Below are 24092 nucleotides of genomic sequence, written 5' to 3'. Positions count from 1 at the left end.
CCGGCGGGGCCCCGCGCGGGCCAACCGGTCTCAGGTCCCGGTCAGCGCGTCGGCGGTTCCGACAGGCCCCGGGCCGGGGGGTTCGGTGGTTCGTTCAGGATCCGCGCCAGCATCACGCGCGTGTGCTCCTCGTCGTAGGCGCCGCCGGTGAGCAGGACCTGGAGGCAGATGCCGTCCATGAGGGCGACCAGGGCGCGGGCGGTGGCGGGGTCGGTGCGGCGGGCCAGGGCGGCGACGACGGACTCGGTCCACTCGGCGGCGACCGGCCGGAGCGCGGGGCGCCGCAGGGCGGCGAGGTACAACTCGTACTCCAGCTCCACGCGGGCGCGTCCGCCGTCCAGCCACTCCCCCATGAGGCGGGCGAGCGCGTCCGCGAGGTCGGTGTCCCCCGCGGCGAGGGCGGGGCTCTCGCGCAGCAGCCGCCCGAAGCCCTCGCCGGCCTTGTGGAGCGCGGCGACGAGGAGTTCGTCGAGGGAGGCGAAGTGGTACGTGGTCGAGCCGAGCGGGACGTCCGCCTCGGCCGCCACGGTGCGGTGGCTGAGCCCGGCGATTCCGGACCGTCCGGCCACCCGGAGGGCGGCGTCGACGATCCGCTCCCGTCGTTCGGGGTCGTGGCGGCGGGGGCGGCCCATCAGTGTGCGCCGCCGAGGTTGAGGACGGCGACCCCGGCGACGATGAGGAGGATCCCGGCGACCTTGGCGAGGCTGAGGGTCTCGCCGAGGAAGAGGATGCCGATGGTGGCGACGGCGGCGGTGCCGACTCCGGACCAGATGGCGTACGCGGTGCCGACCTGGAGCGTCTTGAGGGCCTGCGCCAGGAGGGCGAAGGCGATCAGATAGCCGACGCCGGTGACGATCGACGGCCAGAGCCTGGTGAAGCCCTCGCTGTACTTCATGGAGGTGGTGGCGAGAATCTCGGCCGCGATGGCGCCCGCGAGCAGTCCGTAACCCATGTGTACGAGCGTACACATGCGTACGTGCGGGCGTACGGCACCTGCCTACGGGCGGACACGTCGGTCCCGGTACGTGTCTTCCCGGGAGACGCGGAACGGCCGTGCCCGAAGGGCACGGCCGTTCCCACGTGACCGTGGATCAGACGTTGAAGCCGAGCGCGCGGAGCTGCTCGCGGCCGTCGTCCGTGATCTTGTCCGGGCCCCACGGGGGCATCCAGACCCAGTTGATCTTCAGTTCGTTGACGATGCCGTCCGTCGCGGACTTCGCCTGGTCCTCGATCACATCGGTCAGCGGGCAGGCCGCCGACGTCAGGGTCATGTCCAGCGTCGCGATGTTCGCGTCGTCGATGTGGATGCCGTAGATCAGGCCCAGGTTGACGACGTCGATGCCCAGTTCGGGGTCGACGACGTCGTACAGCGCCTCGCGGACTTCTTCCTCGGAGGCCGGCTTCATCGTGGCCTCGGCGTTCTCGGTCATGCCGACTTCCTCTCCGCGTCGCCCAGCGCCTGGGCGGTCGCGTCCTTCCACGCCATCCAGCTGAGCAGCGCGCACTTCACACGGGCCGGGTACTTGGAGACTCCGGCGAACGCGACCGCGTCCTCCAGGATCTCCTCCATCGCGTCGTCCGGCTCGATCCGGCCCTTGGACTGCATCAGCTCCAGGAAGGTGCCCTGGATCCTCTGCGCCTCGGCCAGCTCCTTGCCGACGAGCAGCTCGTTGAGGACGGAGGCCGAGGCCTGGCTGATGGAACAGCCCTGACCCTCGTACGACACGTCCTCGATCCGCGAGCCGTCGTACTTCACGCGGAGCGTGATCTCGTCGCCGCACGTCGGGTTGACGTGGTGCACCTCGGCGTCGCCGTCCCGAAGACCGCGCCCGTGGGGGTGCTTGTAGTGGTCCAGGATGACGTCCTGGTACATCGAATCCAGCTTCACGAGAATCCCCTACCCGAAGAAGTTCCGTACGTGCTCCAGGCCCGCGACCAAGGCGTCGACCTCGCCCGGGGTGGAGTACAGATAGAACGACGCTCGCGTGGTCGCGGGAATTCCGTACCGCAGGCAGACCGGCCGCGCGCAGTGGTGGCCGACCCGGACCGCGATGCCCTCCTCGTCGAGGACCTGACCCACGTCGTGCGGGTGGATGTCGCCGAGCGTGAAGGAGATCGCCGCGCCGCGGTCCTCGGCCGTGGTGGGGCCGATGATCCGCAGGTCCGGGACCTCCTGGAGGCGCCGGACGGCGTACTCGGTGATCGCGTGCTCGTGGCGCGCGATGTTCTCCATGCCGATCGCCGACAGGTAGTCCACGGCCGCGCCGAGGCCGACGGCCTGGGCGATCGGGGGCGTACCCGCCTCGAACTTGTGCGGGGCCGGCGCGTACGTCGAGGAGTGCATCGAGACGGTCTCGATCATCTCGCCGCCGCCGAGGAACGGCGGCAGGTCCTCCAGGAGCTCCTGCCGTCCCCACAGCACGCCGATGCCGGTCGGGCCGCACATCTTGTGGCCGGTGAAGGCCACGAAGTCGGCCTGGAGCGCCTGCACGTCCAGGACCATGTGCGGGGCCGCCTGCGAGGCGTCGATGCAGACGAGCGCACCGACCTCCTGGGCGCGGCGGATGATCGTCTCGACCGGGTTGATCGTGCCCAGCAGGTTCGACACCAGCGTGAACGAGACGATCTTGGTCTTCTCGGTGATGACCTCTTCGATGTTCGAGAGGTCGAGACGGCCGTCGTCGGTGAGGCCGAACCACTTCAGCTTCGCGCCCGTGCGCTGCGAGAGCAGCTGCCACGGCACGATGTTGGAGTGGTGCTCCATCTCCGTGATGGCGATCTCGGTCTCGTGGTCCACGCGGTAGGGCTCGTCGGCCCAGCCCAGCATGTTGGCCACGAGGTTGAGCGACTCCGAGGCGTTCTTGGTGAAGATCACCTCGTCGCGGCTCGGCGCGTTGATGAAGGCCGCGACCTTGTCACGGGCGCCTTCGTACAGCGCCGTCGCCTCCTCGGCGACCGTGTAGACGCCGCGGTGGACGTTGGCGTTGTGACGCTCGTAGTACGTGTTGAGCGCGTCGAGGACCTGCCGCGGCTTCTGCGAGGTCGCCGCGGAGTCGAGGTACACGATCTTCTTGTTCTCGTGGACCACGCGATCCAGGAGCGGGAAGTCCTTGCGGATCGCCTCGGTGTCGAGGAGGCCGGAGAGCCCCTGATGGGCAGATGTCACGCGGATGCGCCACCCTTCGTGCTGTAGGCCTCGTAGCCCTCGTTCTCCAGCTTGTCGGCGAGCTCGGCGCCGCCGGACTCGACGATGCGGCCGCCGGAGAAGACGTGCACGAAGTCGGGCTTGATGTAGCGGAGGATCCGGGTGTAGTGCGTGATCAGCAGCGTGCCGACCTCACCGGTCTCACGGACGCGGTTGACACCGTCGGAGACCTGACGCAGCGCGTCGACGTCCAGACCGGAGTCGGTCTCGTCGAGGATCGCGATCTTCGGCTTGAGGAGCTCCATCTGGAGGATCTCGTGGCGCTTCTTCTCACCGCCGGAGAAGCCCTCGTTGACGTTGCGCTCGGCGAAGGCCGGGTCCATCTGGAGCTGCTCCATCGCGGACTTGACCTCCTTCACCCAGGTGCGCAGCTTGGGGGCCTCGCCGCGGATCGCCGTCGCCGACGTGCGCAGGAAGTTGGAGACCGAGACACCGGGGACCTCGACCGGGTACTGCATGGCCAGGAACATGCCGGCGCGGGCGCGCTCGTCGACCGACATCTCCAGGACGTCCTCGCCGTCGAGCGTGACGGTGCCGCTGGTGATCGTGTACTTGGGGTGCCCGGCGATCGAGTACGCGAGGGTCGACTTGCCTGAGCCGTTGGGGCCCATGATGGCGTGGGTCTCGCCCTGCTTCACGGTCAGGTCGACGCCCTTGAGGATCTCCTTCGTGCCGTTCTCGGCTTCGACGGAGACGTGCAGGTCGCGGATTTCAAGCGTTGCCATGGGTGACTCAGGACTCCTGGGTGACGGAGACGAGCACATCGTCCCCTTCGATCTTTACGGGGTAAACGGGGACGGGGCGCGTCGCGGGAAGGCCGGAGGGCTTGCCGGTGCGCAGGTCGAAGCTCGACCCGTGCAGCCAGCACTCGATGGAGCAGTCCTCGACCTCGCCCTCCGAGAGGGAGACGTTCGCGTGCGAGCAGATGTCGTTGATCGCGTACACCTCGCCCTCGGTGTGCACGACCGACACCGGCGTGCCGTCGACCTCGACCCGCTTCGGGGTGTCGGCCTCCAGCTCGCTCAGCGCGCAGACTCGGACGAAGGCCATCAGACGGAGGCCTCCAGCTCGGCCTCGATCTTGGCGAGGAGGCGCTCCTGGACGTCCGGCAGACCGATCTGCTGGACCAGCTCCGCGAAGAAGCCGCGGACGACGAGGCGGCGGGCCTCGATCTCCGGGATGCCGCGGGACATCAGGTAGAAGAGCTGCTCGTCGTCGAAGCGGCCGGTGGCCGAGGCGTGACCGGCACCGGCGATCTCGCCGGTCTCGATCTCCAGGTTCGGCACGGAGTCGACCCGGGCACCGTCCGTGAGGACCAGGTTCCGGTTGAGCTCGTACGTGTCGGTGCCCTCGGCGGCGGCCTGGATGAGCACGTCACCGATCCACACGGCGTGCGCGCCCTGGCCCTGCAGCGCGCCCTTGTACGCCACGTTGGACTTGCAGTGCGGGGTGTTGTGGTCGACCAGGAGGCGGTGCTCCTGGTGCTGCCCGGCGTCGGTGAAGTACAGGCCGAAGAGCTCGGCCTCGCCGCCGGGGGCCGCGTAGGCCACGCGCGGGTGGAGGCGGACGACGTCGCCGCCGAAGGTCACGATGACCGACTTGAAGGAGGCGTCGCGGCCGACCAGGGCGTTGTGCTGGGCGACGTGGACGGCCTTCTCGTCCCAGTCCTGGACGGAGACGACGGTCAGCTTGGCACCGTCGCCGAGGACGTAGTCGACGTTGGCGGCGAGCACCGCGTCACCGGTGTGGTCGATGACCACGACGGCCTCGGCGAAGGCGCCGAGCTCGATCACCTGGTGGCCGAAGGCGACCCCGCCCTGGCCGTGCACCGCGATGCGGATCGGCTCGGTGAGGACGACCTCCTTGGCGACGGTGACGACCGAGGCCTTCTCGAAGGAGGAGTACGCCTGGGCGGCGACGCGGTCGACGGGCGTGCCGGCCCTGCCGAGGCGCGCGTCGTCACGGCCGACGGTCTCCACGGTGACGCCCTCGGGGGCCTCGACCTCGACCTTGACGCCCTCGCCCGAGACGACGGCGGTGCCGTCGTGGAGGCCGCGCAGGCGCTCGAGGGGAGTGAACCGCCACTCCTCCTCACGCCCGTGCGGGACGGGGAAGTCCGCGACGTCGAAGGACGGGGGCGCGCTCATGCGCGTGGCGACGGTGGAGTCGGCGGCCACCGCGATCGAGCCGGCGGTCGTGGAGCCCACCGGGATGTTCTGAGCCTCAGCCATGGCTGTCGTGTTGCTCTCTTCCTGCGTCAAAGAAATCAGTCACTGCGTTCGGTGGGGGCGGGCCTCAGCCGACCGCGCCTTCCATCTGCAGCTCGATCAGCCGGTTGAGCTCCAGGGCGTACTCCATCGGGAGTTCCTTGGCGATGGGCTCGACGAAGCCGCGGACGATCATCGCCATGGCCTCGAACTCGGTGAGGCCGCGGCTCATCAGGTAGAAGAGCTGGTCCTCGGAGACCTTGGAGACGGTGGCCTCGTGGCCCATGGAGACGTCGTCCTCGCGCACGTCCACGTAGGGGTACGTGTCGGAGCGGGAGATCGTGTCGACGAGCAGCGCGTCGCAGAGCACGTTGGACTTGGAGCCCGGGGCGCCCTCACCGATCTCGATGAGACCGCGGTAGGAGGTGCGGCCGCCGCCTCGCGCCACCGACTTGGAGACGATGTTGGAGGAGGTGTTCGGCGCCATGTGGACCATCTTGGCACCGGCGTCCTGGTGCTGGCCCTCGCCCGCGAAGGCGATGGACAGGGTCTCGCCCCTGGCGTGCTCGCCCATCAGGTAGACGGCCGGGTACTTCATGGTGACCTTGGAGCCGATGTTGCCGTCGACCCACTCCATGGTGGCGCCCTCGTAGGCGACGGCGCGCTTGGTCACCAGGTTGTAGACGTTGTTCGACCAGTTCTGGATGGTCGTGTAGCGGCAGCGGCCGCCCTTCTTGACGATGATCTCGACGACGGCGCTGTGCAGCGAGTCCGAGGAGTAGATCGGGGCGGTGCAGCCCTCGACGTAGTGGACGTAGGCGTCCTCGTCGACGATGATCAGCGTCCGCTCGAACTGGCCCATGTTCTCCGTGTTGATACGGAAGTAGGCCTGGAGCGGGATCTCGACGTGCACGCCCTTCGGCACGTAGATGAAGGAGCCGCCGGACCACACGGCCGTGTTCAGCGAGGCGAACTTGTTGTCGCCGACCGGGATGACCGTGCCGAAGTACTCCCGGAAGAGCTCCTCGTGCTGCTTCAGCGCGGTGTCGGTGTCGACGAAGATGACGCCCTGCTCCTCCAGGTCCTCACGGATCTGGTGGTAGACGACCTCGGACTCGTACTGGGCGGCGACACCGGCGACGAGGCGCTGCTTCTCCGCCTCGGGGATGCCGAGCTTGTCGTACGTGTTCTTGATGTCCTCGGGCAGCTCCTCCCAGGAAGCGGCCTGCTTCTCGGTGGAGCGCACGAAGTACTTGATGTTGTCGAAGTCGATGCCGGAGAGGTCGGAGCCCCAGGTCGGCATGGGCTTCTTGCCGAAGAGACGCAGACCCTTGAGACGCAGCTTCAGCATCCACTCGGGCTCGTTCTTCTTCGAGGAGATGTCGCGGACGACGTCCTCGTTGAGGCCACGCTTGGCGGTGGCACCGGCCGCGTCGGAGTCGGCCCAGCCGTACTCGTACCGACCCAGGCCCTCAAGCTCGGGGTGGCTGATCTCGGTGGTCATGCGGGGTTCCTCCCGGCCGTACTGACGGATGGTGATGGGGTGGTCTGTGGAGCGCTGTGCGGGATGAACGTGGTACAGACGCCGTCACCGTGCGCGATGGTGGCGAGACGCTGGACGTGCGTTCCCAAGAGGCGGGAGAAGAACTCCGTCTCCGCCTCGCACAGCTGGGGGTACTGCTCGGCGACGTGGGCGACCGGGCAGTGGTGCTGGCAGAGCTGCTCGCCGACCGGCGCGTTCCGCGCAGTGGCAGCGTACCCGTCCGCCGACAGGGCCTTGGCGAGCGCCTCGGTCCGCTGTGCGGGCTCGGCCGCCTCGACGGCCTCGCGGTAGGCGTCCCCCTGGGCCTCGATCCGGTCGCGGGCGAAGGCGGCCACGGCCGCCTCCCCACCGGCGTTGCGCTCGATCCAGCGGAGCGCCTCGACGGCGAGGGAGTCGTACGACTGGTCGAAGGCGTCCCGGCCGCAGTCGGTGAGCGCGAAGATCTTCGCGGGGCGACCGCGGGCCCGGGTCCCGTAGACCCGCTTCTCCCGGGCTTCGACGACCTTGTCGGCGACCAGGGAGTCGAGGTGTCGGCGGACGGCGGCCGGGGTGAGCCGGAGCCGCTCGGCCAGATCGGCGACGGTCGACGGCCCGTGGTCCAGGATCGACCGCGCGACCCGGTTGCGCGTCGAACGCTCACGGGTCGCGAGTTCCTCCGTGGGAGCCGCGCCAACGTTTTTCACAACGCCATTGTTGCGTAATTAATCGGCGAGTGACAAGCGACGTCCACGGCGCGGGCGGTGCCGTGCATCACTCAGGTAAGGCTTACCTGACCTGCGGCGATGATCATTCGTAGGACGAATGAGGCCGCCGCGGGGGCCCCGCGCCCGGAGGTCCCCCGCACCCTCTCTAGACTTCCGGACATGCGCGGCAAGTCCCCCACGAGTGAGTCCGTCGTCCAGGTCCGCGGCCTGGTCAAGCGGTACGGAAGCAAGACAGCGGTCGACGGCCTCGACCTCGACGTGCGCGCGGGCACCGTCACCGCCGTCCTCGGACCCAACGGGGCCGGCAAGACCACCACCATCGAGAGCTGCGAGGGCTACCGCAGGCCCGACGGCGGCAGCGTCCGCGTCCTCGGCCTCGACCCCGTCGCCGACGCGGCGGCCCTGCGCCCCCGGATCGGCGTGATGCTCCAGTCCGGCGGCGTCTACTCCGGCGCCAGGGCCGACGAGATGCTCCGCCACATGGCGAAACTGCACGCCCACCCCCTGGACGTGGACGCGCTGATCGAGCGCCTCGGCCTCGGCTCCTGCGGCCGCACGACCTACCGGCGCCTCTCCGGCGGCCAGCAGCAGCGCCTCGCGCTCGCCCTCGCCGTCGTCGGCCGCCCCGAACTCGTCTTCCTCGACGAACCGACCGCCGGTCTCGACCCGCAGGCCCGCCGCGCCACCTGGGACCTGGTGCGCGAGCTGCGCGCCGACGGCGTGACCGTGGTCCTCACCACCCACTTCATGCAGGAGGCCGAGGAACTCGCGGACGACGTCGCCATCGTCGACGCCGGCCGGGTCGCCGCCCACGGAAGCCCCGAGGAACTGTGCCGGGGCGGCGCCGAGAACACCCTGCGCTTCACCAGCCGCCCGGGACTCGACCTGGGCTCCCTGCTCAAGGCCCTGCCGGACGGCACCGCCGCCGCGGAGCCGCTCCCGGGCACGTACCGGATCACCGGCGTCGTCGACCCGCGGCTGCTCGCCACCGTCACCGGCTGGTGCGCCCAGCACGGCGTCATGCCCGACGGCATCTCCGTCGAGCGCCACACCCTCGAAGACGTCTTCCTGGAACTGACGGGCAAGGAGCTCCGGTCGTGAGTGCAGGCACCTACTCCCCCAAGCCCGGCGCAGCCCCCGTCGGCCGCATGATCGCGGCACAGACGGCCCTGGAGACCCGGATGCTGCTGCGCAACGGCGAGCAGCTGCTCCTCACCGTGGTCATCCCCTCACTGCTCCTGGCGCTGTTCTCGACCGTCGACGTCGTCGACACCGGTGCGGGCCGGGCCGTCGACTTCCTCGCCCCCGGTGTCCTCGCGCTCGCCGTGATGTCCACCGCCTTCACCGGCCAGGCCATCGCCACCGGTTTCGAGCGGCGGTACGGGGTGCTCAAGCGCCTCGGCGCCTCACCGCTCCCCCGCTGGGCGCTGATGACCGCGAAGACGCTGTCCGTGCTCGTCACCGAGGTGCTCCAGATCGCGCTTCTGACGGTGATCGCACTGGCTCTCGGCTGGTCACCGCAGGGCGACCCCCTGTCGGTCCTGCTGCTGCTCGTGCTCGGCACCGCCGCCTTCTCCGGGCTCGGCCTGCTCATGGCCGGCACGCTGAAGGCCGAGGCCACGCTCGCCGCGGCGAACCTGGTCTTCCTGCTGCTCCTGGTGGGCGGCGGGGTCATCGTCCCGCTGGAGAAGTTCGGCGCCGCGGGCGACGTGCTCGCGCTGCTCCCGATCTCCGCCCTCTCCGACGGCCTGCGGGACGTCCTCCAGGGCGGCGCTGCGATGCCCTGGGGCGACGCGCTGATCCTGGCCGTCTGGGCGGTCCTGGGGCTCGGTGCGGCGGCGCGGTTCTTCCGCTGGGAGTAACCGTAAGGTTCCGTTCCGCCATATACGCCCCCCTCGTGAAAGCGCGCACAAGCACCGCCCTACGATGGTGCGCGTGCTGACCCCCCTCGCCTTCATCGCCAGGCGCTGGACCCCGTCCCCCAGGACGCTCCGGCGCGCCGCGCTCTCCGCCGTCGTGATGAGCGTCCTCATCATCGTCACGGGTGGCGCGGTCCGGCTGACCGGTTCCGGTCTCGGCTGCGACACCTGGCCCAAGTGCACCGACGACAGCCTCTTCGCCACACCCGAGCAGGGCCTCCACGGCGCCATCGAGTTCGGCAACCGGCTGCTCACGTACGTCCTGTCGGCGGCCGTCGGCTGGGCCATCATCGCGGCGCGCTCGGCCAAGCCGCGGCGGCGCGCTCTCACCCGGCTCGGCTGGGCCCAGTTCTGGATCGTGATGAGCAACGCCGTCCTCGGCGGCATCACGGTGTGGATGGGCCTCAACCCGTGGACGGTGGCCGGCCACTTCCTCGCCGCGAACGCCCTGCTCACCGTCGCCGTCGTCACCTGGCACCGGACCGGCGAGGGCGACACCGACCCCCGCCCGCGCGTGCCGCGGCCGGTGCGGAAGCTGTCCTGGGCGATCACGATCGTCTCCGCCCTGCTGATCGCGCTCGGCACGGCCGTGACGGGCTCCGGCAAGCACGCCGGCGACAGCAGCGACGTCCCGCGCATGCCGTGGGACTGGACGAACGCCGCGCACGTCCACGCGATCGCCGCCTGGGTCGTCTGCGCCCTCGCGCTCGCGATGTGGCTGGTCCTGCGCGTGGTCGACGCCCCGGCCGACACCCGGGCCCGCGCCCGTGACCTGCTGGTCGTGCTGCTCGCGCAGGGCGGCATCGGCTACGTCCAGTACTTCACCGGGGTCCCCGAGCTCCTGGTAGCCGCCCATATGCTCGGCTCCTCCCTGATGTGGATCGCGGTGCTGCGGCTCGCCCTGAGCCTGCGCGAGCGCCCCCTGCCCACCGCCGACGCCCCGGCCCGGCCCGAACCGGTGCCGGCGACGGCCTGAGACGGCGCCCCTCCGGCTCCGGCACTGCCGTACACGCGCACCCACCCCACGCGCCTCCCGGGCCTACCGGCTCCCCGTCAGCCGGTAGACCCGGCGCGCGTTGCCCCCCGCGATCATCGCGGCGACCCGCTGCGCGTCCGTACGGGACCAGGCGCCGTCCACGACCCACTCGCCGAGCACCCGTGTGACGGCGCCGCGGAAGACGCTCGCGGCGACCACGTGCAGCTCCGGCAGCCCGTGGGCGCCGCTGGAGAACAGCAGCTTGCCGAAGGGCGCGCGCTCCAGGACCTCCGCGAGGACGGCCGCCGCCCGCGCCCCCGTGTGTGCGAGGACGGGGCCCAGGTCGGCGTACACATGCGCGTGCGCGCCGGTCAGCCGTGCGGCGGCGCGGTGGTACGGGTAGGAGTGGAGCAGTACCAGGTCGGTGCCGAGGCCCGCGGTGGCGGAGGCGAAGGCGGCGACGGGAGCCGGGTCCCGGCCCCCGGTGTGCAGCTGGAGGGGGCGTCCGGCGGTGACCGCGATCCAGAGCAGGTGGCGCAGCAGTACGGGGTCGGTGAGCCGGCCTCCGACCGCGCGTCCGGCGAGCCAGCGTCCCGCCGCCCCGCGTACCTCCCCGGGTCCCGGCGGTTCGGGCGCGTACACGAGTCCCCTGCGCACCCCCGCCACGGAGGCGAAGGCCACGGCGTGGACGGCGGCCCCGTGGACGGCCTCGGCGAGGTTGGCGAGGAAGGCCTCGACGGTGCCCGAGGTGTCGGCGACCTGTTCGGCGAGGGATTCGAGCCGGATGATCTCGTGGGCCTCGGCCGCACCCGTGGCGGCGATCTCGTCGGGTCCCGTCAGATCGTCGGGGCGTCCGGTGTCGACCAGGTACGTGGAGATCCCGGAGGAGCGGAGGAGGCGCCGGCCCGCCTCGGCGACGCCGAGCTCGCGGCGGCGGGCGAGATAGCGGGCGGGCGGGCAGTGCGGTTCGAGACCGAGGAGCGGCGGGCACCAGCGGCGCACGGCGAAGCCGGTCTGGGTGTCGAAGAAGGTGGTGCCCGCGGCGGGCAGGGTGGTGCTCCCGCCGAGCTGGGCGCCGAGGCGGGCCTCGAAGGTGCCGAGGCCGAGCTCCGTCCGGAGCACCCCGTGGCAGTACTGGTCCACCAGGCTCGGCGTGTCGATCATCTCGGGGGGCTCCCTGTGTGGACGTGTCGCGTCTCCACACGTCCTAACGGGTGAGCCCCGCGCGAGGTTGTTGCCTCAGCCGTTGGAGGGGCCGCCGATCTGGATACCGGCCATCCGGGTCCACTCGTACGGTCCGGTGACGACCTTGGCGGCGATGTCGCCGTCGAACTCCTCGTGGAGGGTGAGGCCCGCCTTCTCGGCGGCCTGCTGCGCGATGGCGTACGTCGGCGCGACGAGGTCGCCCCAGCCGCCGTCCGTGCCCACGAGGACGATCCGGGTGCCCGCCTGGCCGATGTGCGCGAGGTGCCCCTCGGAGCCGCCGTGCTCCTTGGCGAAGGCCCGGATCTCCTTGGCGAGCTTCGCCGCCTTGCGCTCTTCGTGCTTCGTTTCTGCCATGACATCGATGCTACCGACGCGTAGATCGACTGACGACGGCCGGGCCACGTGGCCTATCCCACGTGACCCGGCCGTCGGGCCGAGCAGATCATCTGAGCGCGGACGCCCCCGCGTCCGAGAGGCCCTAGCGGAGGAACGGGTCCACCGCGACCGCCACGAAGAGCAGCGAGACATAGGTGATGGACCAGTGGAACAGGCGCATCTCCTTGAGCTTCGCCCCCGTCGCGCCGGCCTTCGCGCGGGCCAGGAGCGCGTGCGCCTCCCACAGCCACCAGCCGCCGGTGAGCACCGCCACGGCCAGGTAGAACCAGCCTGTGTAGCCCAGCGGCGTGAGCAGCAGCGAGACGGCGACCATCACCCAGCTGTAGAGGACGATCTGCTTGGCGACGACCCTGTTGGAGGCGAGGACGGGGAGCATGGGCACGCCCGCGCGCGCGTAGTCGTCCTTGACCTTCATCGACAGCGGCCAGTAGTGCGGCGGCGTCCAGAAGAAGATGACGAGGAAGAGGATGACCGCGGCCCAGGACATCGAGTTCGTCACGGCGGACCAGCCGATGAGCACCGGCAGACAGCCGGCGATGCCGCCCCAGACGATGTTCTGCGCGGTCCTGCGCTTCAGGATCATCGTGTAGACCACGACGTAGAAGAGGAGCGCGCCGAGCGAGAGCGCCGCGGAGAGCCAGTTGACGAGCAGGCCGAACCAGAGCGTGGAGACCACGGCGAGGGTGAGGCCGAAGACCAGGCCCTCGCGCGGGGTCAGGACGCCGGTGACCAGCGGACGCTGGGAGGTGCGGTCCATCAGCGCGTCGATGTCGCGGTCGATGTACATGTTCAGGGCGTTTGCGCCGCCCGCTGAGAGGTATCCGCCGAAGCAGGTGGCGAGGACCAGCCACAGGTCGGGCACGCCCTGCTCGGCGAGGAACATCACCGGGACGGTCGTGATGAGCAGCAGTTCGATGATCCGCGGCTTGGTCAGCGCCACGTATGCCTTGACGCGAGCCCCGAACGGCCGATGGCCCCCCGGGCTGGGAGTCAAGACGACCCCTGCGGGTCGGGACTCGACGGCCGTCACGCACACCCCTGACAGAGAAATCCCAGCAAGCTCACCGGATGAAGGCGGGGTGAGGCTTGCGCGTACCACGCCACTGTAGACGTTGCCCAGACACCGATCTTCGCGGGGGTGGGGTCGTGTTGAGGGGGTGTGTCCCAAGGCGTGGACACGCCCCGGGAGGCGAAGTGCCACGGGCGGCGGCAGTCTTGCTGTGTCCGCTCATCTGAGGGGCATGAACACGAAAAGAGGGACGTCCGGCGGGGGTAGGCTCGACACCGCCGGTACACCCTCAGTCACCGGCTTCAGACATGTGGAGAGGAGCCCTGACCCAGGGTGAGCACTAAGCCGACCACCACAGACCTCGAGTGGACCGAGTTGGACCAGCGGGCCGTCGACACCGCCCGCATCCTGGCCGCGGACGCCGTACAGAAGGTCGGCAACGGCCATCCTGGTACGGCGATGAGCCTGGCGCCCGCCGCGTACACCCTTTTCCAGAAGGTGATGCGGCACGACCCGGCCGACCCCGAATGGGTCGGACGGGACCGGTTCGTCCTCTCCGCGGGCCACTCGTCCCTGACCCTCTACACCCAGCTGTACCTGGGTGGCTTCGGGCTCGAGCTGGACGACCTGAAGGCCTTCCGCACCTGGGGCTCGAAGACCCCCGGGCACCCGGAGTACGGCCACACCGCCGCCGTCGAGACGACCACGGGCCCGCTGGGCCAGGGTGTCGCCAACGCGGTGGGCATGGCGATGGCCGCGCGCTACGAGCGCGGTCTGTTCGACCCGGAGGCCGCCACGGGCACCTCCCCGTTCGACCACCACGTCTACGCGATCGCCGGTGACGGCTGCCTCCAGGAGGGCATCTCCGCGGAGGCCTCCTCGCTCGCGGGTCACCAGAAGCTCGGCAACCTGATCCTGCTGTGGGACGACAACCACATCTCCATCGAGGGTGACACCGAGACGGCCGTGTCCGAGGACACGATGAAGCGGTACGAGGCGTACGGCTGGCACGTCCAGCGCGTCGAGCCGCAGGCCAACGGCGACCTGGACCCGGCCGCGCTGTACGCGGCGATCAGGGCCGCCGAGGCCGAGACCGAGCGTCCGTCGTTCATCGCGATGCGCTCGATCATCGCCTGGCCCGCGCCGAACGCGCAGAACACCGAGGCCGCGCACGGCTCGGCGCTCGGCGACGAGGAGATCGCGGCCACCAAGCGCGTCCTGGGCTTCGACCCGGAGCGGACCTTCGAGGTCTCCGACGAGGTCATCGCCCACACCCGCTCGCTCGGCGACCGCGGCCGTGAGGCCCGCGCCGCGTGGGAGAAGTCGCTCGCCGAGTGGCGTACGGCCAACCCGGAGCGCGCCGCCGAGTTCGACCGGATCCAGGCGAACGAGCTGCCGGCCGGCTGGGCCGAGAAGCTCCCGGTCTTCGAGCCGGGCAAGGGCGTCGCCACCCGTGCCGCCTCGGGCCAGGTCCTCAAGGCGCTCGGCGCGGTCATCCCGGAGCTGTGGGGCGGCTCGGCCGACCTCGCCGGCTCCAACAACACGACGATCGACAAGACCTCGTCGTTCCTGCCCGAGGGCAACCCGCTGCCGGAGGCCGACAAGTACGGCCGCACGATCCACTTCGGCATCCGCGAGCACTCCATGGCCGCGGAGATGAACGGCATCGCGCTGCACGGCAACACGCGCGTCTACGGCGGCACCTTCCTGGTGTTCTCCGACTACATGCGCAACGCCGTGCGTCTGTCCGCGCTGATGCACCTGCCCGTGACGTACGTCTGGACCCACGACTCGATCGGTCTGGGCGAGGACGGCCCGACGCACCAGCCGGTGGAGCACCTCGCCTCGCTGCGCGCGATCCCCGGTCTGAACGTGGTCCGTCCCGCCGACGCCAACGAGACGGCGATCGCGTGGCGCGAGATCATGGAGCGCCACACCAAGGTCTTCGGCAAGGGCGCCCCGCACGGTCTGGCGCTCACCCGCCAGGGCGTGCCGACGTACGCGCCGAACGAGGACACGGTCAAGGGCGGCTACGTGCTCTTCGACGCGGAGGGCGGCGAGCCGGAGGTCGTGCTGATCGCCACCGGCTCCGAGGTGCACCTCGCCGTCGAGGCGCGGGAGCAGCTCCAGGCCGCCGGTGTCCCGACCCGTGTGGTCTCGATGCCGTCGGTGGAGTGGTTCGAGGAGCAGGACCAGGCGTACAAGGACTCCGTCCTGCCGCCGTCGGTCAAGGCCCGCGTCGCGGTCGAGGCCGGCATCGGTCTGACCTGGCACCGGTACGTCGGGGACGCCGGCCGGATCGTCTCGCTGGAGCACTTCGGTGCCTCGGCGGACGCGAAGGTCCTGTTCCGCGAGTTCGGGTTCACGCCGGAGGCCATCGCCGCCGCCGCCCGGGAATCGATCGCCGCCGCCGCGCGCTGACGCCCATACGTACGACTTAATGGAGATGCAATTCTCATGACAGACGCTCTCAAGCGCCTCTCCGACGAAGGCGTCGCGATCTGGCTGGACGACCTCTCGCGTCAGCGGATCACCTCCGGCAACCTGGCCGAGCTCCTCGACCAGAGCCACGTGGTCGGTGTGACCACCAACCCGTCGATCTTCCAGAAGGCGATCTCCGAGGGGCACGGCTACGACCAGCAGCTGGCCGACCTCGCCGCCCGCAGGGTGACCGTCGAAGAGGCCATCCGCATGATCACGACGGCGGACGTCCGTGACGCCGCCGACATCCTGCGGCCGGTCTTCGACGCGACCGACGGCCAGGACGGCCGGGTCTCCATCGAGGTCGACCCGCGTCTCGCCCACGAGACGACCGCCACCGTGGCCGAGGCCAAGCAGCTGGCCTGGCTGGTGGACCGTCCCAACACGCTCATCAAGATCCCGGCCACCCAGGCGGGTCTGCCGGCGATCACCGAGGTCATCGGCCTCGGCATCAGCGTCAACGTGACGTTGATCTTCTCGCTCGAGCGCTACCGCGCGGTCATGGACGCCTACCTGGCGGGTCTGGAGAAGGCCCGCGAGCGCGGCCTCGACCTCTCCAAGATCCACTCGGTGGCGTCCTTCTTCGTGTCCCGCGTGGACTCGGAGATCGACAAGCGCCTCGACGGCATCGGCACGGACGAGGCGAAGGCCCTCAAGGGCAAGGCGGCCCTGGCCAACGCGCGTCTGGCGTACGAGGCGTACGAGGAGGTCTTCTCGTCCGAGCGCTGGGCCGCCCTCGACAAGGCGCAGGCCAACAAGCAGCGTCCGCTGTGGGCCTCGACCGGCGTCAAGGACCCGGCGTACAAGGACACCCTGTACGTGGTGGACCTGGTCGCCCCCGGCACGGTCAACACCATGCCGGAGGCCACCCTGGAGGCCACCGCCGACCACGGCGAGGTCACCGGTGACACCGTGCGCGGCACGTACGAGCAGTCGCGCGCCGAGCTCGCGGCCGTCGAGAAGCTGGGCATCGGTTACGACGAGGTCGTCCAGCTCCTGGAGGACGAGGGCGTCGAGAAGTTCGAGGCGGCCTGGAACGACCTGCTCAAGTCCACCGAGGCGGAGCTCAAGCGCCTCGCACCTTCGGAGGCGTAAGCAACTGTGAGCGCAGTCCACGGAGCCAACCCGCTCCGTGACGCCGCAGACCGACGGCTCCCGCGCATCGCGGGGCCGTCGGGCCTGGTGATCTTCGGCGTCACGGGCGATTTGTCCCGTAAGAAGCTGATGCCTGCCGTCTACGACCTGGCCAACCGCGGCCTGCTGCCGCCGGGCTTCTCGCTCATCGGCTTCGCCCGCCGGGAGTGGCAGGACGAGGACTTCGCGCAGGAGGTCCACGACGCCGTCGAACAGCACGCGCGCACCCCGTTCCGCGAGGAGGTGTGGCAGCAGCTGATCCAGGGGATGCGTTTCGTCCAGGGCGACTTCGACGACGACGAGGCCTTCGAGCAGCTCAAGTCCACCATCGAGGAGCTGGACAAGGCGCAGGGCACCGGCGGCAACTTCGCCTTCTACCTGTCGGTCCCGCCGAAGTTCTTCCCCAAGGTCGTCCAGCAGCTCAAGAAGCACGGGCTCGCCGACCAGAAGAACGGCTCCTGGCGCCGCGCGGTCATCGAGAAGCCCTTCGGGCACGACCTGGTCTCCGCCAAGGAGCTCAACGAGGTCGTCCACGAGGTCTTCCCGCCGCACGAGGTCTTCCGGATCGACCACTACCTCGGCAAGGAGACCGTCCAGAACATCCTGGCGCTCCGCTTCGCCAACACCCTCTTCGAGCCGATCTGGAACCGGTCGTACGTCGACCACGTGCAGATCACCATGGCCGAGGACATCGGCATCGGCGGCCGTGCCGGCTACTACGACGGCATCGGCGCCGCCCGTGACGTCATCCAGAACCACCTGCTCCAGCTGCTCGCGCTGACCGCGATGGAGGAGCCCGCCTCCTTCGACGCCGACGCGCTGGCCGCCGAGAAGACCAAGGTCCTCGGCGCGGTCAAGCTGCCCACGGACCTCGGGAAGACCACGGTCCGCGCCCAGTACGCGGCCGGGTGGCAGGGCGGCGCCAAGGCCGTGGGCTACCTCCAGGAAGACGGCATCGACCCCCAGTCGAAGACCGACACCTACGCGGCCGTGAAGCTGGAGATCGACAACCGCCGCTGGGCGGGCGTCCCCTTCTACCTGCGGACCGGCAAGCGCCTCGGCCGCCGCGTCACCGAGATCGCGGTCGTCTTCCAGCGCGCCCCGCACTCCCCCTTCGACCACACCGCGACCGAGGAACTCGGCCGCAACGCCATCGTCATCCGGGTCCAGCCGGACGAGGGCGTGACGGTGCGGTTCGGCTCCAAGGTGCCCGGCACCCAGATGGAGATCCGGGACGTGTCGATGGACTTCGCGTACGGCGAGTCCTTCACGGAGTCCAGCCCCGAGGCGTACGAGCGGCTCATCCTCGACGTCCTGCTCGGCGACTCGAACCTCTTCCCGCGCGTCGAGGAGGTCGAGCTGTCCTGGAAGATCCTCGACCCGATCGAGCAGTTCTGGGACAAGCACGGCAAGCCCGCGCAGTACCAGTCCGGGACCTGGGGTCCGGTCGAGGCGGACGAGATGCTCGCACGAGACGGACGGAGCTGGCGCCGGCCATGAAGACCGACCTGACGGACACCACGTCCTCCAAGATCAACAAGGCGCTGGTGCTCGGGCGGCGGGCGATCGGTACGCCGGCCGTCGGCATGGTGCTCACCCTCGTCATCGTCACCGACGAGGAGAACGCCTACGACGCGCTGAAGGCGGCGAACGAGGCATCCCGCGAGCACCCCTCGCGGACCCTCGTCGTCATCAAGCGGGTCTCGCGCTCGGCGCGGGACCGCTCCACGGCACGGCTCGACGCCGAGGTACGCCTCGGCGCCGACGCCAGCACCGGCGAGACGGTGGTGCTCAGGCTGTACGGCGAGGTCGGCGACCACGCCCAGTCGGTGGTGCTTCCGCTGCTCCTCCCGGACGCCCCCGTCGTCGTCTGGTGGCCGGTGAACGCGCCGACCGACCCGGCGAACGACCCGCTGGGCGCCCTCGCCCAGCGCCGGGTGACCGACACGTACGCCGCCGAGCAGCCCATCCACGAGCTGGCCGCGCGCGCCGACGCCTACACCCCGGGCGACACGGACCTCTCGTGGACCCGGATCACCCCGTGGCGCTCGATGCTCGCCGCCGCGCTCGACCAGGTCGTGTGCGAGGTGACCTCCGCCGAGGTGGAGGGCGAGGAGTTCAACCCGAGCGTCGAACTGCTCGCGATGTGGCTGGCGGAGCGGCTGAAGGTGCCGGTACGGCGCAGCAGGTCGGCGGGCCCCGGTCTCACCTCCGTCCGGATGGAGACCAGCTCCGGTCCGATCGTGCTCGACCGGCCGGACGGGTCGCTCGCGACGCTCTCCATCCAGGGGCAGCCGGACCGCGCCGTGGCGCTCAAGCGCCGTGAGACGGCCGAGCTGATCGCCGAGGAACTGCGCCGGCTCGACCCGGACGACACCTACGCGACGGCGCTCAAGTTCGGTCTTGAGCGGCTCGACGAGGGTGCGTCCGGCGCCGCTGCGGAGCCGGAGGCCGTCGCGGCCGCCCCGGCCGGGCCCGAGCCCGTGGCGAAGCCCGCCCCGAAGAAGGCACCGGCCAAGAAGGCGGCGGCCAAGTGAGCACCCCTCAGCTGGTCGTCCACCGCGACAAGGAGCTGATGGCCCAGGCGGCCGCGGCCCGGCTGATCACCCGGATCGTGGACGCCCAGGCCGCCCGGGGCTCGGCCTCGGTGGTGCTGACCGGCGGCCGCAACGGCAACGGGCTGCTCGCCGCGCTGGGTTCGGCGCCCGCGCGGGACGCGATCGACTGGTCGCGGCTCGACCTGTGGTGGGGCGACGAGCGTTTCCTGCCCGAGGGAGACCCCGAGCGGAACGTCACCCAGGCCCGGGAGGCACTCCTCGACGGGGTCCCCCTCGACCCGGCGCGGGTGCACGCCATGCCGGCCTCGGACGGCCCGTACGGCAGCGATGTCGACGCCGCCGCGGCCGCGTACGCGCAGGAGCTGGCCGCCGCCGCGGGTCCGGGCGATCACGGCGGGGTGCCGAGCTTCGACGTGCTGATGCTGGGCGTCGGCCCCGACACCCATGTGGCCTCGCTCTTCCCGGAGCTGCCGGCGGTCCGCGAGACCGAGCGGACGGTGGTCGGGGTGCACGGCGCGCCCAAGCCGCCGCCGCTGCGGATCTCGCTGACCCTTCCGGCCATCCGGGCGGCGCAGGAGGTCTGGCTGCTCGCGGCCGGTGAGGACAAGGCGAAGGCGGCGGCGATCGCGCTGTCGGGCGCCGGCGAGGTCCAGGCCCCGGCCGCGGGTGCCCACGGCCGCTCGCGGACGCTGTGGCTGCTCGACACGGCGGCGGCCTCGGAGCTGCCCTCGGATCTGTACCGGCCCGCTTCGGCCTGATCGCCGCTCGGTCCGACCCCCGCTCACGGAGGCCCGGTTCACCTTCTGGTGACCCGGGCCTCCGGCATGTGCGCGGGCTCCAGGAACGGCCCCAGGAGCTCCGGTACGGCCGCGGCGGCGAAGACCAGACCCTGGCTCTCACCCGCGTCGAGGATGTCGTACGCGCCCGCCCCCGCCGCCGTCGTGGCGGTCAGCGTCAGGACGCCGGCGCGCCGCTGGAAGTACGACTGCTTGACGGTCCAGCCGATGACCCCGGACCGCTGGAGGGCGACCGTGGCCCGCCGGACCGTCCCCGAACGGGTCACCAGATAGGCGCCGCTGACGCCGTGCCCGAGGGCCCGGTAGGCGTCCAGGGCGGACAGCACGGCGGCCGGGACGAGGACGACCGCGCAGCCGGCCGCCACGTACAGCAGCACCGGGGTGAGGAGGAGCCCGAGGAGGGCGAGGACCGCGACGGGCAGGAGGGCGCCCCACAGTGCCCAGCGCAGGCGCCGGGTGCGGGCAGCCTTCGGGTGGGCGGCGAGGGACGCCCCGGTGGGAGACTCCGGCTCGCGCAGGACCTGCGCGGCGACCCGGTCGGCGACGGCCCGCTCCACCGCGGGCAGGAGGTTCTTGAGGTCGCCGTGCCGGTCGCCGTCGTCCTGGGCCAGACCGGTGGCGACGGCGTCGAGGCGGGCGGCCCCGCACATCCGGACGCCGAGCGGCTGGACGAGTTCGATGCCGCGCAGCCTGCGCTCCTCCAGGGAGACCGAGCGGGCGGTGAGGAGACCGCGGGAGACCCGCAGGGCGCCGCCCGGCGCCCGCTCCAGGCGGTAGTTCCACCACATCTCGACCCAGAGGCCGAGGGCGCCGACGGCGCCGACGAGGGTGGCGAGGAGGACGAGTGCGGTGATCGTCCAGGGGACGGAGACATCCTGGAAGCGGTCCCCTATCCAGTCGATGACCTCGCCCTGGGCGCCGAACCACTCGCTGACCTGCATGACGGCGCCGGCCGCCGCGCCGCCGAGCGCGGGGGCGAGGAAGGAGACGGGGGCGTAGCGGATCCAGCGCGGGTCGAGGACGGCCAGGGCGTCGTCCTCGTGGTCCTGGCCCTCGGGGGCGGTGGCGGCACGGCTGAGGAGTTCGTGGCGGAGCCGCTCGCCCTCGGCCCGGGTGACCAGGTCGAGTTCGAGGGTGGTCTCGCCGCCGGAGGTGTGTTCGCCGGTGCCGATGCGGACCTTGACGAGGCCGAAGACCCGCTGGAGGGGGTTGGCGGTGAGGTCGACGCTGCGGATCCGCTCGCGGGCGAGCGAGCGGCGCTGCGCGACGAGGAGTCCGGTGTGGAGTTCGACCCTCCCCCAGCCTTCGCCCGGGGGCGGCCCCGTCTCGCCCTGCTCGGGGCCGACGCGGTAGCGGGTGCGGCGGTAGCGGACCGTCTCGGCGACGACGTCGGCGGCGAGGGCGAGGGTCACCCCGGCGGCGACCCAGGCGAAGGCCTGCCACAGCGGACGTGATCCGGCGAGGGCGAACGCGGTGGGCAGCGCGGCTCCGGCGAGCACGCCGGCGAAGAGGACGACCCGGACGAGGACGGTACGGGGATGGAGCAGCAGCCAGTCCGGTCCCGGGCCTTCCGGCGCCTCGCTCATGTGGCGTCCCCGGGGGTGGCCCGGGTGATGGCGGTGAGCCGCTCGGCGAGCCCGGCGGCCAGCTCGTGGTCGAGGCCCTCGATCCGGATCGCGCCCTTGGACGAGGCGGTGGTCACCGTGACGGTGGCGAGCCGGAAGTAGCGTTCCAGCGGGCCGCGTGAGGTGTCGACGGTCTGGATCCGGGACATCGGCGCGATCCGCCACTCCTGCCAGAAGGCCCCCGTGCGGACGTAGACGGCGTCCTCGGTGACCTCCCAGCGGTGCACCCGGTACCACCAGACGGGGAGGAACGCGGTGCAGGCGAGGCCCAGGGCCGCCACGGCCCCGGCCGCGACGAGCAGCCAGGTCCTGGCGGGCCCGACGAGGGCGCCGAGGACGGCGAGGACCACCACCGGTACGGCGGTGGTCAGCGCGAGCCCGCTCCGCCACCAGGGGACGGCCCGCTCGGCCACGGCGTTCCTGGGCGGCCGCAGCCGCACCGCGTTCTCCCCCGTCATGGCTCTAGCGTCCGCGCAGCGAGCGGTAGGCGGTCACGAGGGCGGCGGTGGAGCTGTCGAGCTGCTCGGCGCCCTTCCCGTCCGTGAGGACCGGTTCGATCCGCTTGGCGAGGACCTTGCCGAGTTCGACGCCCCACTGGTCGAAGGAGTCGATGTTCCAGACGGCGCCCTGGACGAAGACCTTGTGCTCGTAGAGCGCGATCAGCTGGCCGAGGACGGACGGGGTGAGCTTCTCGGCGAGGATCGTGGTGGTGGGGTGGTTGCCCTGGAAGGTCTTGTGCGGGACGAGCTCCTCGGGGACGCCCTCGGCCCGCACCTCCTCGGGCGTCTTACCGAAGGCGAGGGCCTGGGTCTGGGCGAAGAAGTTGGCCATGAGCAGGTCGTGCTGGGCGACGAGGCCGGGCAGGAGGTCGGCCACGGGCCGGGCGAAGCCGATGAAGTCGGCCGGGATGACCTTGGTGCCCTGGTGGATCAACTGGTAGTACGCGTGCTGTCCGTTGGTGCCCGGGGTGCCCCAGACCACGGGTCCGGTCTGCCAGTCGACCGGGTTGCCCTCGCGGTCCACCGACTTGCCGTTGGACTCCATGTCGAGCTGCTGGAGGTAGGCGGTGAACTTGGACAGGTAGTGGGAGTACGGCAGGACGGCGTGCGACTGGGCGTCGAAGAACGCGCCGTACCAGACGCCGAGGAGGCCGAGGAGCAGCGGCGCGTTCTCCTCGGGCGGGGCGGTGCGGAAGTGCTCGTCGACGAGGTGGAAGCCGTCGAGCATCTCGCGGAAGCGCTCCGGCCCGACGGCGATCATCAGGGAGAGGCCGATGGCGGAGTCGTAGGAGTAGCGGCCGCCGACCCAGTCCCAGAACTCGAACATGTTCGTGGTGTCGATGCCGAACTCCTCGACCTTCTCGGCGTTGGTCGAGAGGGCCACGAAGTGCTTGGCGACGGCCTCCTGGCCGGCCCGGAGGCCGGTGAGGAGCCAGTCGCGGGCCGAGGTGGCGTTGGTGATCGTCTCGATGGTGGTGAAGGTCTTCGAGGCGACGATGAACAGGGTCTCGGCCGGGTCGAGGTCGCGGACGGCCTCGTGGAGGTCGGCGCCGTCCACGTTGGAGACGAAACGGAACGTCAGGTCCCGCTGGGTGTAGGAGCGCAGGACCTCGTAGGCCATGGCGGGGCCGAGGTCGGAGCCGCCGATGCCGATGTTGACGATGTTCTTGATCGGCTTGCCGGTGTGGCCGGTCCATCCGCCCGCGCGGACGGTGTCGGCGAAGACGGCCATCCGGTCGAGGACGGCGTGGACGGCGGGGACGACGTTCTCCCCGTCGACCTCGACGACGGCGTCGCGGGGGGCCCGCAGCGCGGTGTGGAGGACCGCCCGGTCCTCGGTGGTGTTGATCTTCTCGCCGCGGAACATGGCGTCGCGCAGCTCGGCCACGCCCGTGGCGGCGGCCAGTTCACGCAGCAGCGTCAGCGTCTCGTCGGTGACGAGGTGCTTGGAATAGTCCAGGTGGAGGTCGCCGACCCGCAGGGTGTAGCCGGCGCCCCGCTCGGGGTCGGCGGCGAACAGGTCGCGCAGATGGGTCCCGCCCAGCTGCTCACGGTGCTTGCCGAGGGCCGCCCACTCGGGCAGCCGGTTGAGCCTGGTGCGGCCTTCGTTGTTCATCTCGGACATCGCCCACTTCTTCTCGTACTGCTTGTCTGCCCCGCTGCGTCTCCAACCTAATTGATCAGAGGGGCCGGTGAGGCGACGGCGAGCGGCGGTGACGAGAACGCGAACGGGCCTCGGCCCCGCATAAAAATAGCCGGCCATCCCCCGTCGGGCACAACTACCCACACCGTCAGATAAAGACCCCCCCCATGGAGAGCGCCACGGGGGGGAT

At 70.8% G+C, this 24092-nt stretch carries 24 protein-coding genes; 8 read left to right on the top strand and 16 right to left on the bottom strand.

What is annotated here, in order from left to right; all coding sequences use genetic code 11:
* Positions 1 to 41: 41 nt before the first annotated feature.
* From ACFWV2_RS26780 to ACFWV2_RS26735, 10 genes are all read right to left on the bottom strand, one after another.
* On the bottom strand, positions 42 to 632 hold the full coding sequence (locus ACFWV2_RS26780) for a TetR/AcrR family transcriptional regulator (RefSeq protein WP_384408553.1): 591 nt from the start codon (positions 630 to 632) through the stop codon (positions 42 to 44).
* Positions 632 to 952 (bottom strand): DMT family transporter, encoded by a 321-nt coding sequence (locus tag ACFWV2_RS26775; protein ID WP_384408551.1) that lies wholly within the window; start codon positions 950 to 952, stop codon positions 632 to 634. Before ACFWV2_RS26775 ends, ACFWV2_RS26780 begins: the two co-directional genes overlap by 1 nt.
* A 139-nt stretch (positions 953 to 1091) precedes the next feature.
* Positions 1092 to 1430 carry a metal-sulfur cluster assembly factor gene (locus tag ACFWV2_RS26770; RefSeq protein ID WP_360782720.1) on the bottom strand — a complete coding sequence of 113 codons (339 nt, stop codon included), beginning with the start codon at positions 1428 to 1430 and terminating at the stop codon, positions 1092 to 1094.
* Complete coding sequence (sufU, locus tag ACFWV2_RS26765; RefSeq protein ID WP_384408549.1) at positions 1427 to 1888, bottom strand: Fe-S cluster assembly sulfur transfer protein SufU; 462 nt, start codon at positions 1886 to 1888, stop codon at positions 1427 to 1429. The genes ACFWV2_RS26770 and sufU overlap by 4 nt, the downstream gene beginning before the upstream one ends.
* A gap of 9 nt (positions 1889 to 1897) precedes the next feature.
* On the bottom strand, positions 1898 to 3166 hold the full coding sequence (locus ACFWV2_RS26760) for a cysteine desulfurase (protein ID WP_384408547.1): 1269 nt from the start codon (positions 3164 to 3166) through the stop codon (positions 1898 to 1900).
* Positions 3163 to 3930, bottom strand: a complete 768-nt coding sequence (gene sufC / locus ACFWV2_RS26755; protein ID WP_384143233.1) for a Fe-S cluster assembly ATPase SufC — start codon at positions 3928 to 3930, stop codon at positions 3163 to 3165. The genes ACFWV2_RS26760 and sufC overlap by 4 nt, the downstream gene beginning before the upstream one ends.
* Positions 3931 to 3937: 7 nt before the next feature.
* Positions 3938 to 4255, bottom strand: coding sequence for a bifunctional 3-phenylpropionate/cinnamic acid dioxygenase ferredoxin subunit (locus tag ACFWV2_RS26750; protein ID WP_360782728.1), 318 nt, complete (start codon positions 4253 to 4255; stop codon positions 3938 to 3940).
* Positions 4255 to 5436 carry a Fe-S cluster assembly protein SufD gene (gene sufD / locus ACFWV2_RS26745; protein ID WP_384408545.1) on the bottom strand — a complete coding sequence of 394 codons (1182 nt, stop codon included), beginning with the start codon at positions 5434 to 5436 and terminating at the stop codon, positions 4255 to 4257. Before sufD ends, ACFWV2_RS26750 begins: the two co-directional genes overlap by 1 nt.
* A 64-nt stretch (positions 5437 to 5500) precedes the next feature.
* Positions 5501 to 6916, bottom strand: coding sequence for a Fe-S cluster assembly protein SufB (gene sufB, locus ACFWV2_RS26740; RefSeq protein ID WP_360782734.1), 1416 nt, complete (start codon positions 6914 to 6916; stop codon positions 5501 to 5503).
* Positions 6913 to 7638 (bottom strand): helix-turn-helix transcriptional regulator, encoded by a 726-nt coding sequence (locus ACFWV2_RS26735; RefSeq protein ID WP_384408543.1) that lies wholly within the window; start codon positions 7636 to 7638, stop codon positions 6913 to 6915. Before ACFWV2_RS26735 ends, sufB begins: the two co-directional genes overlap by 4 nt.
* A gap of 180 nt (positions 7639 to 7818) precedes the next feature.
* Between ACFWV2_RS26735 and ACFWV2_RS26730 the strand changes: the two genes are divergently transcribed.
* The 3 genes from ACFWV2_RS26730 to ACFWV2_RS26720 all read left to right on the top strand — a co-directional run bounded on the left by ACFWV2_RS26730 (position 7819) and on the right by ACFWV2_RS26720 (position 10554).
* Positions 7819 to 8760 carry an ABC transporter ATP-binding protein gene (locus tag ACFWV2_RS26730; protein ID WP_384408541.1) on the top strand — a complete coding sequence of 314 codons (942 nt, stop codon included), beginning with the start codon at positions 7819 to 7821 and terminating at the stop codon, positions 8758 to 8760.
* Entirely contained in the window at positions 8757 to 9521 is a 765-nt protein-coding gene (locus ACFWV2_RS26725) for an ABC transporter permease (RefSeq protein WP_384408539.1), read from the top strand. Before ACFWV2_RS26730 ends, ACFWV2_RS26725 begins: the two co-directional genes overlap by 4 nt.
* Positions 9522 to 9585: 64 nt before the next feature.
* Entirely contained in the window at positions 9586 to 10554 is a 969-nt protein-coding gene (locus tag ACFWV2_RS26720; protein ID WP_384408537.1) for a heme A synthase, read from the top strand.
* Positions 10555 to 10617: 63 nt separating this feature from the next.
* On the opposite strand, the gene ACFWV2_RS26715 is transcribed toward ACFWV2_RS26720, so the two are convergent.
* The 3 genes from ACFWV2_RS26715 to ACFWV2_RS26705 all read right to left on the bottom strand — a co-directional run bounded on the left by ACFWV2_RS26715 (position 10618) and on the right by ACFWV2_RS26705 (position 13186).
* Positions 10618 to 11718: an amidohydrolase family protein gene (locus ACFWV2_RS26715; RefSeq protein ID WP_384408535.1), complete on the bottom strand. Its 1101-nt coding sequence runs from the start codon at positions 11716 to 11718 to the stop codon at positions 10618 to 10620.
* 75 nt (positions 11719 to 11793) lie between these two features.
* On the bottom strand, positions 11794 to 12114 hold the full coding sequence (locus ACFWV2_RS26710; protein ID WP_384408533.1) for a hypothetical protein: 321 nt from the start codon (positions 12112 to 12114) through the stop codon (positions 11794 to 11796).
* A 124-nt stretch (positions 12115 to 12238) separates the two neighbouring features.
* Entirely contained in the window at positions 12239 to 13186 is a 948-nt protein-coding gene (locus tag ACFWV2_RS26705; protein ID WP_384408531.1) for a heme o synthase, read from the bottom strand.
* 312 nt (positions 13187 to 13498) lie between these two features.
* On the opposite strand from ACFWV2_RS26705, the gene tkt reads away from it, so the two are divergent.
* Genes tkt through pgl form a run of 5 tightly spaced genes read left to right on the top strand, consistent with a single transcriptional unit; the run spans position 13499 to position 20096 of the window.
* Entirely contained in the window at positions 13499 to 15586 is a 2088-nt protein-coding gene (gene tkt, locus ACFWV2_RS26700; RefSeq protein WP_384408529.1) for a transketolase, read from the top strand.
* Between the two features lie 36 nt (positions 15587 to 15622).
* Entirely contained in the window at positions 15623 to 16741 is a 1119-nt protein-coding gene (gene tal, locus ACFWV2_RS26695) for a transaldolase (protein ID WP_384408527.1), read from the top strand.
* A 6-nt stretch (positions 16742 to 16747) separates the two neighbouring features.
* Entirely contained in the window at positions 16748 to 18280 is a 1533-nt protein-coding gene (gene zwf, locus ACFWV2_RS26690) for a glucose-6-phosphate dehydrogenase (RefSeq protein WP_384408525.1), read from the top strand.
* A complete protein-coding gene (gene opcA / locus ACFWV2_RS26685) occupies positions 18277 to 19317 on the top strand; it encodes a glucose-6-phosphate dehydrogenase assembly protein OpcA (RefSeq protein ID WP_384408523.1) in 1041 nt (346 codons plus the stop codon). The genes zwf and opcA overlap by 4 nt, the downstream gene beginning before the upstream one ends.
* Entirely contained in the window at positions 19314 to 20096 is a 783-nt protein-coding gene (gene pgl / locus ACFWV2_RS26680) for a 6-phosphogluconolactonase (RefSeq protein WP_384408521.1), read from the top strand. The genes opcA and pgl overlap by 4 nt, the downstream gene beginning before the upstream one ends.
* Positions 20097 to 20134: 38 nt before the next feature.
* Here the strand turns inward: pgl and ACFWV2_RS26675 are convergent, their stop codons facing one another.
* From ACFWV2_RS26675 to pgi, 3 genes are read right to left on the bottom strand one after another with little or no spacing between them, the layout of a single operon-like run.
* Complete coding sequence (locus ACFWV2_RS26675; protein WP_384408519.1) at positions 20135 to 21721, bottom strand: PH domain-containing protein; 1587 nt, start codon at positions 21719 to 21721, stop codon at positions 20135 to 20137.
* Positions 21718 to 22218: a PH domain-containing protein gene (locus tag ACFWV2_RS26670; RefSeq protein ID WP_384408517.1), complete on the bottom strand. Its 501-nt coding sequence runs from the start codon at positions 22216 to 22218 to the stop codon at positions 21718 to 21720. Before ACFWV2_RS26670 ends, ACFWV2_RS26675 begins: the two co-directional genes overlap by 4 nt.
* Before the next feature lie 4 nt (positions 22219 to 22222).
* Positions 22223 to 23875: a glucose-6-phosphate isomerase gene (gene pgi / locus ACFWV2_RS26665; RefSeq protein WP_384408706.1), complete on the bottom strand. Its 1653-nt coding sequence runs from the start codon at positions 23873 to 23875 to the stop codon at positions 22223 to 22225.
* Positions 23876 to 24092 lie beyond the last annotated feature (217 nt).

The organism is Streptomyces sp. NPDC058671 (assembly GCF_042716475.1).
Classification (GTDB): Bacteria; Actinomycetota; Actinomycetes; order Streptomycetales; family Streptomycetaceae; genus Streptomyces.
This window is presented reverse-complemented; position numbering and strand designations above follow the sequence as displayed.